General features: G+C 42.0%; 8 protein-coding genes. All 8 read right to left on the bottom strand.

Annotated features, from left to right (window positions below; all coding sequences use genetic code 11):
* Positions 1-104: 104 nt before the first annotated feature.
* The 8 genes from B3Z75_RS10630 to B3Z75_RS10595 all read right to left on the bottom strand — a co-directional run bounded on the left by B3Z75_RS10630 (position 105) and on the right by B3Z75_RS10595 (position 12,332).
* The gene (locus B3Z75_RS10630; RefSeq protein ID WP_238841658.1) at positions 105-1,046 is read right to left on the bottom strand and encodes a DUF362 domain-containing protein; all 942 of its coding nucleotides are present in this window, start codon (positions 1,044-1,046) and stop codon (positions 105-107) included.
* Between the two features lie 220 nt (positions 1,047-1,266).
* On the bottom strand, positions 1,267-3,168 hold the full coding sequence (locus B3Z75_RS10625; RefSeq protein ID WP_286834233.1) for a TonB-dependent receptor plug domain-containing protein: 1,902 nt from the start codon (positions 3,166-3,168) through the stop codon (positions 1,267-1,269).
* Positions 3,165-3,566, bottom strand: coding sequence for a phosphoribosyltransferase (locus B3Z75_RS10620; protein WP_286834231.1), 402 nt, complete (start codon positions 3,564-3,566; stop codon positions 3,165-3,167). Before B3Z75_RS10620 ends, B3Z75_RS10625 begins: the two co-directional genes overlap by 4 nt.
* A 1-nt stretch (position 3,567) precedes the next feature.
* Positions 3,568-4,077, bottom strand: coding sequence for an ECF transporter S component (locus B3Z75_RS10615; RefSeq protein WP_286834229.1), 510 nt, complete (start codon positions 4,075-4,077; stop codon positions 3,568-3,570).
* Positions 4,078-4,647: 570 nt separating this feature from the next.
* Complete coding sequence (locus B3Z75_RS10610; protein WP_286834226.1) at positions 4,648-8,040, bottom strand: DUF1080 domain-containing protein; 3,393 nt, start codon at positions 8,038-8,040, stop codon at positions 4,648-4,650.
* Positions 8,041-8,059: 19 nt separating this feature from the next.
* Positions 8,060-9,313, bottom strand: a complete 1,254-nt coding sequence (locus B3Z75_RS10605) for a Gfo/Idh/MocA family oxidoreductase (protein ID WP_238841662.1) — start codon at positions 9,311-9,313, stop codon at positions 8,060-8,062.
* 388 nt (positions 9,314-9,701) lie between these two features.
* Positions 9,702-11,057 carry a Gfo/Idh/MocA family protein gene (locus B3Z75_RS10600; RefSeq protein WP_286834222.1) on the bottom strand — a complete coding sequence of 452 codons (1,356 nt, stop codon included), beginning with the start codon at positions 11,055-11,057 and terminating at the stop codon, positions 9,702-9,704.
* A 150-nt stretch (positions 11,058-11,207) separates the two neighbouring features.
* Positions 11,208-12,332 (bottom strand): acyltransferase family protein, encoded by a 1,125-nt coding sequence (locus tag B3Z75_RS10595; protein WP_238841664.1) that lies wholly within the window; start codon positions 12,330-12,332, stop codon positions 11,208-11,210.
* Between the last annotated feature and the right edge of the window lie 51 nt (positions 12,333-12,383).

Raw genomic sequence — 12,383 nt, 5'->3', positions numbered from 1 at the left:
CTTCCTTCCTTCCTTCCTTCCATTCTCGGTTATACGCAGAGACATAATCCGGTTGATATTACCGGATTATTACGCCGAACAACTCTAAATAAAAACAGACGGAATTACATTCGTACTCTTCTGATGTTTAAATTGTCAAGATTCATAGTACCAATACCCAATTCTTGTCCCTTGGCAATGTGGGTCACCTTTTCTATAGGCATCTCACGAGCCTGGTTGAAGAAATTAGCAGCAGCAGTATCGGCGGCAATAATATCCTGAGATACAAACAACCCTTTTGAGAGAACCACATCGGAGAGTGATTTTCCTTTAGGGCCGCTTGTTTTCATTAATCTATAAGCGTCCACCACATTTAAGACCGGCCGTTTTTCGTATGTACATACATCAGCGATGCATTGTTGAAGGTCGTTTGCATGGAAATAACCTCTATCCCATACAATCCCCATATAGTTTTTCATTGAGATAGTTAATTGTGCGCCGCCATGATTTTTGAGTACAGGCACATTTATCCATTTATCGCTATCCACGATTGCCTGGTGAATCTTTGCAGTTTTAAGGCTTCTCCCTTTGGGCAGTGAGACTGTTTTGTAATATGATTCCTGATGGGCGGGAACCACTTTGGCACCTGCATTTTTTGCTGCTTCCTCAATGCCACTGTTAGTGTATGATTTTCGCCAGTCGTCGCAGGTGTGATCAAACACTGTAACCTCCGAAGCACCGGCGTCGAAACATTGTTTGATAATTTCCATAACCAGTTTTGGGTTGGTATTGGCTGCCATTTCAACAGGCTGGTCCCACCCGATGTTGGGCTTCACGCAAACCTTGTCGCCTTTGCTGATAAAATTTTTCATTCCACCTATTTCTGCAATCGCCCTGCGGAACATGTTTTCGGGTTCATCTCCCATTACTGCCACCAAATCGTATTTTGAGGCTGCGTTGGTAGTTTCGAACGATTGGGTTAGAACACTCATCGCACCCACTTCTTTTACTGTAGTAAGGGCAGCACCTGTAAGAGCTACCGCCCGTAAGAATTTCCGTCTGTCCATAATCTAATTTATTTTGGTTTTGTTAATTTACTAATCTTTGAGTCATCTCCGAAAGCCACTAATATATAAATAATTATTTATATATTATTGATATCAATATTTATATTGGTTTGTTTACAATAAAAGAGGCTGTTTACAGGGGGCTCATCTTTGTAATTTATAAGCATAAAAATGATTTTCGTTTGTAATTATCATCTTTGCGTAAAGTTTACCTGCTTTTTTAAATATACTTAAACTGCACCTGTAACCCTCCGGAAACTGTAGCTCCAGGCATGGGATATCCAGCATTGATCTCATATTTCTGGTCAAGCAGGTTTTCTCCTTTTAAAAAGATATTAAGCCACTCTGATGCCTTGAATCCAGCACGAGCATTCCAAAGCAGGAAATTTTCCTTTATATGTTCAGGGCGGACGGCTTTGTACAGATTACCAATATATTGCATGCCTGTAGAAAAATTCAACCGATTTTTGGTATATATTCCGCTCACATACAACTTATGTTCAGGAGCAGCAATAATCTTATGTCTCATATAGAGATAGCTGTAGTTGCTCGAGAGTCGCAAGTGATTGGTAACCATGTAAATAGAGCTTATCTCGAAACCTTTGTTTTCTACTTTTCCGGTATTGCTCCATTTACCGATACCCGGTTCCACACGTATCATATTATCACCATTTATGTAAAAAAGGTTTACTCCTATGTTAAATCTGTTTCCCAATAGAGTTTGCAGATACGATAGTTCGTAATTCCAGAGTTGTTCCGGCCTCAGACCGGGATTTTTCGGCGGGAACATATACATCTCCCGAATGGCTGGATTGCGAAATCCCTTGCTTACGATGGCTTTAATTACTGTGGGAGATGAAGGAGTGAAACTTATTCCAAACTGAGGTATCCATTCTGAACCGTTTATTTCATGATGATCGAGGCGGATGCCTGTGTTTATTGTAAGTGATTTATCCAGTAAAGTTTGCTGCACATTCACGTAACCCGCCTGATTGTTGAGGTGAACATCTGCTAACTCTTCATTATTCACTTTGTCATTGAATTTGTTCCATGCTTTTCCTCCGAAGCGTTGAAAATCGAGTCCGGCAGTTGTCTTGTTTCCTTCAAAAAAAGAATAGGACTGAGAGACTGAAAATCCAAACATTTGGTCATTTGAACGAAAACGATAGTCAGGCGGCAGAGAGGATGAAAGGCTTGAGATACCGTCGTTTATTTCATGCCTGCCGAAATTATAAAAGAATTTTAATGCTCCCGATGTGTGGGTAAATTCATTTTCCAAAACAGCAGAAGCTACTCCCCGTAAAATATCGGCATCATTGTCGATCATCAGGTTGGAGATCGATCCCGGGTTGGATGACTTAGTATTAGAGAGGTTGAGGTCGATAAATCCCGACCAATTTCCGGATAATTGATAACCAGCCTTTCCATAAGCGTTTACCTGCCTGTACTCCATGTTTTCCCTATGACCGTCAGAGCGGTTGTATCCGATGTTTCCTACAAGTTGCAACCTCTCTTTCCTCCATCCGTTCATTACTTCTCCACTAAACGTGTTGTGGCTGCCGTACATAGTTTGGGCAGATTGTTGAAGTCCCTCCTGTTGTTGCTTTTTGGTTATGATGTTGATCACGCCACCCATAGCGTTGGAGCCATAAAGAACAGAAGCGGGGCCCCGGACTACTTCCACACGTTCCGCCATCATTGATTGATAACTGTCCGCCAGCGGATGTCCCATAAGTCCCATGTATTGGGGATGGCCATCAATTAAAACCAATACTCCCGATGTAGGCATTCCCCCTATTCCTCTGATACTCATTCCGCCAGCGGCGCCATTTGCCACACCATATCCTATAACGCCTCTCTGTGTGATGAAGAGCCCGGGCACTTCCTCCGTAAGTATGGGAAGCAGCGATGGCTCTAGCCGGTTTCGTATCTGTTGTTCTCCGACAATGGAAATACTCATGGGTACATTGCGCAGATTTACTTTCGGTATGCTACCCGTAACTATCACCTCATCCAGGCGAATGGTGTCATTCAGTTCTTCGTTATCGGTGTACCCGTTTCCCGCCAGCAGCGTATGGGGCACTAATAAGCAGGAAAAAATAAAAAAGGTGATTCTTCTCATACAATCCAGGGAAATCTGAAACATGATTCGTCATATAGCGAATAATCAGCCCTGCCGTTCACGGCAAAGGTTTTTATCTGCCTGGCGCCATGTAAAAGATTGATAGCAAAATCTACTGTAGCACCTGTTTTTATACGATCTTCAACCAATAGCACTGTCTTATCCTTATATTCGAAATTTATTGGAGAGACAAGTACCGGGCTGTCGTATTTAGGCTTTTGGCTGGGATCTCGCAGGTTTATTTTTAACAGTTGTATTTCTACGTTCAAACGCTGATTGATGATTGCAGCAGGTATTACACCCCCGTTGGCAATTGCCACAATCATATCGAAAGTCTCGCGGAACTCTATCTCGCGAAACTTTTTCATAACCTCTTCGAAAGGTTTTACTTCAATCATTTTAAACTCTGGCCAGTGCTTTCAGCACAAAATATCCGCCGAAAAGCTGGATAATCATTCCGGGAATACCGATACGGAAATCCTGAGCAGCAACGGTGAAATTTTGAGTCATTATCCACTCAATACCCGTTCCGATAACCTGATAGGCTATGACAGCAATCAAAATGCCTAATAGAGACACTTTCCCAAAATGTTTTGCAGCCATTGCTGCAGCGACAGCCAGAATGCCCGATTTGATCATTATGGCTGGAAGTACAGCTACCGGGGGCATGCCAAATAGTAAGCTGTTGGCCAAGGGTGACAGGATAGCTGTTAGTAGTCCCACATGAATGCCATATTTATAAGCGGCAATCAGGGTGAAGAAATATATTGGCAAAAATATAAACCCACCTTGCGGAACTAGGTGTGCCAGCTGTGGTAACAGAAGGTTTCCTGCAATAAAAACAGCAGCGAATAGATAGGTTTTCGTGTTGCTTAGTCTTAAAGAATACAGTTTAGCTGTTGTGGACATAGTGATCAGTTTTATATCGATTTATAAATGTAACTATTCTTGGAGGCATATTTCAACATATACAAAACTATAAAGAAAATTTTGTATTTCGTTGCTGATGCTGGGTTTTTTTATTTAAAAAATTAAAAAACCCAGTCAAAAAACTTTATTTTGTAATGATCAAATCAATTATTTGCGATTATTTCAATCATATGGGCTTCTTTACTGCCGATATGGAATTTGATAGTTAGATTGTGTTGTCTGAGCTGCTATTGCAATGTACAAAAAAAATATTTCAAGCAGATATGTTTTTAAATTTTCCATTTTAATTGTATTATAGGTTATTTTTCTTGATGGTTAGTTAAATACTTTTTTAATACAATGAGAGTCAGCAAGAAACACTGTTGTATTTCAGTAAAGTTTAACGCAATGATAATTTATCCTTTAACCAATATATTATAAGCAATCATTAAATAAAACACTTGGTTGTTGTTTCTGTCACAAAGCAATTTCTAAAAAACTGTGCCGGAAAAGCAACTTATAATCTTTTCCGGCACAATAAAATCTTAATGTTGATATTATACTAAAGATCTACAACTCCTTTACTCTTATATTCCTGAATTTCACAACCGTTCCGTGTCCCAGAAATCCGATATGTCCTTTTTTATTGAAAAGTCCCGGGTGCTCTCTGCCATCTATCGTTCCGTTTTTGGCAGCTTCACGAATATTTCCGTCTAAGATTGTTGTCCCATTCAGTATTACTTTAATATTGTCTCCATCGGCAATAACTTCCTGGTAATTCCATTCGCCTGTCGGTTTAAGGAAGCCTCTTTTAGCTGGGATCACCCCATATACCGACCCGTGATACTGATATTTCTGCAGGTCTTTATAAACGGGTGCTTCATTATCGAGAATCTGCAGCTCCATACCCTGGTAGGCAGCATCACCTTCCATCGGAGTACGAATCCCCAGCCCGTTGTTGGCATCGGGTGTGAGCATAAACTCAAAACGAAAGACAAAATTATCATACTCTTTCTTGGTGTAGAGGTTACGGTTGATTCCGCTGTAGTTCTTACCAGGATATACTGCTATCACTCCATCTTCCATAATATAGTCGGTGGTGTTTCCTGTCCAGTGATGCATGTTTGTACCATCGAAGAGTACCTCAAACCCTTCTTTTTTCTCCTGTTCTGAGAGTTTGAATGGTTCAGGGCGTTCCAGTTCTTTGATCATGATGTCGCGATATGCCACTTTGCTACCGTGAGCCTGCAACTCAATTTGCTCAACAGGGAATATCGGCTGGCTGCGATCCCAATAGTTTTCCAGAATGACATTGTCAGTTACCAGCTGGCCGTTAAGCCACACCGAAACGCGGTCGCCTATCATCCTGATACGGAATGTATTCCATTCACCCACCTTTATATCTGCCACCTTAAGTGGTTTACTGGGATTCACCTGATTATTATAGAGCCCGCCTGACCCGACTTGTGCACCTACGTTTACTCTTGCTGTGTCCCATATTTGTACCTGCGGAGTTCCGCGAAGATAGATGCCAGCATCAGGTTCAGGCCCTTCATACAGTTTCCAGTCTATTAGCATATCAAAATCGCCGTATTGTTCCTCGGTACAGAGGTTGTCGCCTTTTCCCGTAAAGAGCAGTACTCCATCTTCAACAATCCAGCTTTCTGCTGCTTCCTTGTCTGCTTTCTGCTGTGCCTGAGTAAGTTCTTTCTTGTTCATGGCTGCCCTTTTGATCGGGTTTGCCACCAATCCTTTCCATCCGTCCAGGTTTTCCCCATTAAAGATAGAAATATATCCTCCCTCCTGTGAGTTTTCCGAGAGATATTTCTGGATGGATTGCCTCTGATAGTCTGCATCGGGATTTTGAAGTGTTTGACTTACTTTATCCAGTATTTTCTTTGTTTCTGTGCCGGCAAAAGAGGGATTGTTAATTGCAATATTCATTGCCGCAATAGCAGCTGTCTCGCTTGTTTGAGGCTGCTCCATATAGGGAGCAACGAAAAGCATTGCCTGGTATTGGGCGGTAGTGCCCATCAGTTTAATAATTTCATTCTTCTGTTTGTCGTTTTGGGCAAATGACATCGTTTCGCGCAGGAAGAGGTATTTAACGGCACCTGTTTTATTAGATCCGGCGATTGTCGAAACAAGCGCATCGGTTACCTTTTCCAGTTCCTGATTGTTTTTGCTGCTTCTTGCTATATCCAAAAGAGGATAAACAACGTTAAACGATTTCCATCCGGCAAGTGCTTCAAAAGCAGCGCTTTTATTTTTACCGGTTTCTTTACCATATGCTTTGGAAATAAGATCCATTGCCTGCGGGGTTCCGCTGTTTGCGAGGGCGCTGTAATAGAGGTGTTTGTTGGCAGATTTACCCATTCTTCCGGCAACCAGATTCAGTTGCTCATCCGCCGGAAGAAAGTTGAGTGCCGCATTAATTGCCTGCCGTATTGCGGGTGCATAGCTTGCATCGGACTGCTCAAGCAGGGTGAAAAGGTCAGATAGGTTTCTGTCAGTTACAACCTCTTTCAGTGTGTTTGCAGCTTCGGTTTTCACTACTGTATTGCCAGTAAATATCTGATTATAAACGAGATTGTATTGGCTCTCCATTTTGCGGTTTGCAATAAGTTGCAGGATTGCCTTTTTCCCCTCATCTCCGCATTCGTTAAAAACTGATGCAAGGGTGTAAGATATATCACCGTCAAAGGTTGATAAAGCATTTTGTGTTAGTGTAACTGTCTCTTTATCATCGCTTTTTAGCAGGGCAGCTAATGCAATAAGAGCCTCATCTCCACCGATTCTTGCAAGAGAATGAGCTGCAGCCTTTTGCACTTCCTTGTCAGAAGATTTTACAAGCCTTATGATTTGAGGAAGGGCTGTTTTTCCGTTGTTTTCTGCAGACCAGTAGATAAGGGTTGTCTGTATCTGGGTCGATTTGTTAGAGGATAGCTCCTTTAATATCAGCTCATTCGCTTTTTTATCATTCTGAAAAGGGTATGCGTTGAGCACAGCGTTTATATAAGTGATATCACCATCTTTAATAACATTCTTCAATAAGTTCACTTTTTTCGTGGATTCCTGTGCCAGGATCAATTGCATGGCAGCACTCCTCAGTCCCGTGTCATTCTGTCTGGAAGCAGTGGAAAGTAGCTTCTTTGCTTCTTTCTCTACCAGTTTGGGGTTGCCGTTGTTGAGCCTGTCAAGTAATTTGATATATGATGCAGTGGCACTGTTTTTATTATATGCAAATCCGGCCTTTGCCGCTGCCTCTCTTAATGGTTCAAGGGCATCTTCTGACCCCACATTGGCTAATGCATTGAGAATTACTTTTTCCATTTTTTCCTGTGTGCTGTTGCTTAACAGGCTAAGCAGGGCCGGTTCGGCTTTTTGGTAATCGGTCTGGGCAATGGCGTTAACAAGGTTGAGCCTTATCTCATCCGATCCACCTGAGGAGAGAGCTATCAGTAGAGCATCATGTGCTTTCTCTGTTCCGATACTTACCAGCGCTTGCGACGCATCGTCTGAGAGATAGCTGTCAGTAAGGAAATCGGCTAATACGTTTACACTTTCGTCAGTTCCTATTTTTCTGAGTTGGCGTATAATGAATGCCTTCACCTCTTTATCGAGAGGTTGGGCGAGTGCCTTTCCGAATGCTTTTTCAGCCACTGACCGTTTGTTGTAGTCGTTTGCCACAAAGCTGGTCCAGCCGCTAATGGCGTAATCCAGCACTTCGTTACTCTCTTTTCCGGGAGGATTCATCCTTCCTATAATTTCCAGCAGTCCCTTTTCACCGGTGGAGACTAAATCTGAAATAATCTGGTTGTAATTCTTCGGGGTGTCTGCCGGCAGTTGGGCCAGTGCATCGGCGATGATGGTAGCATCGGTTCTGCCTTGCGGTGTCTGAGCCTGAATTCCGGCAGTTATCAGAAGGCTCAGAAAAAATATGATAAATCGTATATGTTTCATCTTTTTTTATTTTAAGAGATTATATAGTCCAGGGAGCTCTCATAGGCTGATCAATCAGTCTGTTAGCTTCTTCGTCATTGACAAACATTTCATTTACCGGGTCAAACTGCAGTGTTCTGTTTAGTTGAAGCGCTATAGCACCCATGTTCACGATAGTACATGAGCGGTGCCCGTTCACCTCGTTCAGTGCAAACTTCTGTCTGTTTCGAACAGACTCAAGGAAATTAGTATTCTGTTCGCGTGGTTCGGGGAATGCAGCCAGTTTCTTTTCCCAGTCGGGGATATCGCAAACAAAGTTTTTGTAAACATTTCCTTTTGGCCCTGAAATATAGGGGGTGTCAGGTTTTCCGTAATCGCCACCCCAGAGTATGATCTGACAGCCGTCTTCATAAGTGTAAGTGATTGAACGCCATGTGCCGACTGCGTCGGGATGCTGTTGAGGTGCATCAACCTCCACTTTAACCGGACTTGTATTGTCTTTACCCAACATGTACTGTACGGGGTCGATATAGTGCTGTCCCATATCACCTAATCCTCCGCCATCGTAGTCCCAGTAACCACGAAAGGTCTGGTGAACGCGATGTGCATTGTATGGCTTATAGGGAGCCGGCCCCAGCCACATATCATAATCTAGTTCCTGAGGTACAGGCTGTGGTTCAAGGTGTGTTTTCCCCACCCAGAAGAATTTCCAGTCGAAACCGGTATGTTTGCTGATGGTCACTTTCAGAGGCCATCCTAAGAGCCCGCTGTCGATCAGTTTTTTTAGCGGCTTTACCGGGGTGCCAAGGCCGTAAAATTGATCCTTGAAGCGGAACCAGGTGTTCAGACGGAAAATATTACCATGTTGTGCTATTGCTTCCCTAACACGTTTCCCTTCTCCTATGGTTCTTGTCATCGGCTTTTCACAGAAAATATCTTTTCCTGCCTTTGCTGCTTCAACCGACATAATTCCATGCCAATGGGGTGGGGTAGCAATGTGAACGATATCAACGTTTTTATCAAGGATAAGATCCCTAAAATCGTGATAGAGGTTGATCTTTTCTTTTACCATTGCAGCTGCTTTGGTAAGGTGATTTTTGTCGACATCGCACATAGCAACAACACGTGTGTTATCGTAGGAAATGTGACCGCGTCCCATTCCTCCCACGCCGATAATTCCCTTGGTAAGTTCATCGCTGGGAGCAATCATCCCTTTCCCCAGCACATTCCGGGGCACAATTGTCAGCAATGTAACTCCACCGATAGTTTTTAAAAAATGTCTTCTGGTGGTCATTGTTATTATAAAATTTAATTACTTATAGGTATGTGAAAAATTAACTTTGTAAAAATAATGTTTTCTGAGGAGAAAAAAGAATGAAAAGTTAGATAAAGAATAAAAAAAGAGTAAAAGTAACAGGTGTTAAATTTTAAGTACACTTTTTGTTAAATAAATGAAAGACTGTTTCATCTTTTAGAAAAAGCATACTTGAATCTTTCTAGATAGGTACAAAAATCTCCTTGTTTGTCATGCTTGGAGAGCCAGCAAAGGGATAAATCTTTCAAAGTAAGTTCAAAAGTTTCTGCTGCTTCATAAACCAGAAAAAAGCCGGGCCCAAATGCACATAAAAAAAGGAGACTGTCCGGCTTTTAAAAACAGTCTCCTTTGAAATATTTGAAATAGGCTATTCTTTGTGAGGTGCACCTGCCAAAGGAATTGTCTCGGGGATGTTTTCCACTTTACCCATAAGGTAAGTTTTGGGACCCAGGTATAACTCGGAATTCAATATCTCATCCCAGGTTATGTCTTTTCCTGTGTATGCTGCTATTCTACCCATAATGGTTACAAGCGTAGAGTAAGCCTGGTCAACCCCGTCGTTTATGGTGTTCCCTGTTCTTATTGCGGTGACCAGGTTTATATGTTCCTGAACGAAGGGATTGGTCACTTTCCATTCCGACTGGTTGTCATTTTCAGCAGGTAAAGGGTACTCCCAAACAATATTTCCTTTCAGGTCATACAGCTTTCCGGATGCGTCTGCATAACCGTTTGAGCAATTAATCTGCTCAACTTTCCCATTACTGCACCCGTCTATCTGACGTGAAGCGCAATGTCCTCGCATGCCGTTTTCATAAAGATATTCGATACTGAAAAAGTCGTACTGATCACCGGTGACCCTTCTTTGGCGCCCTCCCCAACCGGTAGCTTTTACAGGGTACTGCCCAAAATACCAGTTCATCACATCTATCTCGTGAATGAACTGTTCTGTAATATGATCTCCTGACAGCCAGCAGAAGTTTACCCAGTTTCTTAGCATATACTCCATATCTGTCCATTCCGGCCTTCTGTTGCGAAACCACAAGGCTCCCCCGTTCCTGATAATGTTTGCTCCGGTTATTTCACCGATTTCACCGTTTAATACCCTTCGTCGGGTCTCCATATAGTCCTTCTGTGAACGGCGAATGGTCCCGCTGATTATATTCAGATTAAGTGATTCAGCTCTTTTTACTGCTGCCAGCACTTTCCTTACACCTGTGGGGTCAACAGCAATAGGCTTCTCCATAAAGATATGTTTTTTTGCGTTCACAGCGGCCTCTACATGTGTAGGACGAAAATGTGGAGGTGTGCATAACAGTACTATATCAATTCCCGAATCAATAACTTTCTCATAGCTGTCGAAACCAATAAAACAATTCTCATCAGGAATTTCCACATTTTTTTTCTTTTTCAAAATCTCCCTACAGGCATCCATCTTATCCTGGAAGACATCACCAAGAGCCACTATCTGCAGATTTGGCCCTGCATTCAGGAAATCTATTGCAGCACCAGTACCACGTCCACCACAACCGACCAATCCGGCTTTTAGAACTTTTCCATCGGGTGCCTGATCTGGTAATACAGGGAGTGTTAACCCGGTTTTTTTATCTTTTTTTTGAGATGAGCAAGAACTCAGAATCGGAATTCCAGCGGATATTCCTATTGTTCCGGCTACTACTGAACTTTTTAGAAAATTTCTCCGTGATAATTGATTGTTTTGTTGCATTTCGAAATAATATGTTTTAAGACTTCAGATAACTGAAAATTATATCAATAGATTGTAATTCACATTTGGCAAAGTTAGAAAAATAACGAAGTAATATATTCATAATTTGCGAAAAATGAGTTTCAAAAAAAGATTAATCAGAGGATAGACTTATATCTTAAGAAATATTTTTCGCCTATAGAGGATATAAAGAAACACCCATCCTATGGTTATATATCCTGCAGACATGACAATGGGAGCCCAAGTTTCGGGAAAGAGTTCAGCAATACCACGGAAGAAAAATTCATTTGCATTTCCCCACCGTATGATACGGTTAGCAAGATAGATTGTAATAGGGTTCATCCCTATCACGACGAAGAAAAAAGACCACTTACTTAACCTCCACACGTCAATAATCAGGTAAAAAATAGCCATCAAAAGCAGGCTTATACCTCCAACCCAACAGACAAAAGAGCTGGACCACAGTATTTTATTAATAGGGAAGGCAAGATTCCATAACTGACCTGCTATCATAAGGATAACACCTGCAATAGCCATATACAATACTTTCTTTAATGGTTTCAGGTTTGTTAAAAGCAGCTCCCCTGTCAGAATACCTAATAATCCTGTCCCAGTAGCGGAGATCAGAGCCAATATCCCTTCGTTATCTCCCAGCTCAAAACAGCAGAAACGTCCCGGTAACAGAAGCCTGTCGATATAACTTGCAATATTTCCCTGCATTGAATAATGATCGGGATCTCCAGTATCAGGTGCCTTAAACAGTACAAAAAGGAGCCAGTAGAAAATCAGGATACCCCAGAACCAGATTACACGTGTTTTTGATTTTTTCGTATTCATGAAAATCAATGTGGCAAACATCCATGCCAGTCCAATTCGTCCCAGAACGCTTGCATAACGCAGGTTTGCGAAATCGAAGCTGATACCGTTATTGTAAATAATACCTATCAGCACAAGTAGCAACCCTCTCTTAAAAATATGCCTGTAAAGTGAATTCCTTCCATCTTCCATCTTTAAACGCTTTTGTGCAGAGAAGGGAAATGAGACACCGGCAATGAAAAGGAACAAAGGAAAGATCATGTCATATGCGTGAAAACCATGCCATTCTATATGTGTCATCTGGTTTGCCCACCACTGCAGAGCGGGTAATCCGGTTAAAGAGCCCAGCAGTATAAAAAACTCACCTGCACCCATAATCCAGAACATGTCGAATCCTCTCAGAGCATCGAGTGACTTTAGTCGCTGTGGCTGAATCTCGTTTCTAGTTTTTTGTTTCATCGATACAAGATACAATTTATTACAGATACGATATAATCTCATCCATTTGTG

Origin of the sequence: Proteiniphilum sp. UBA1028, assembly GCF_002316955.1 — a bacterium.
Classification (GTDB): domain Bacteria; phylum Bacteroidota; class Bacteroidia; order Bacteroidales; family Dysgonomonadaceae; genus Proteiniphilum.
This window is presented reverse-complemented; position numbering and strand designations above follow the sequence as displayed.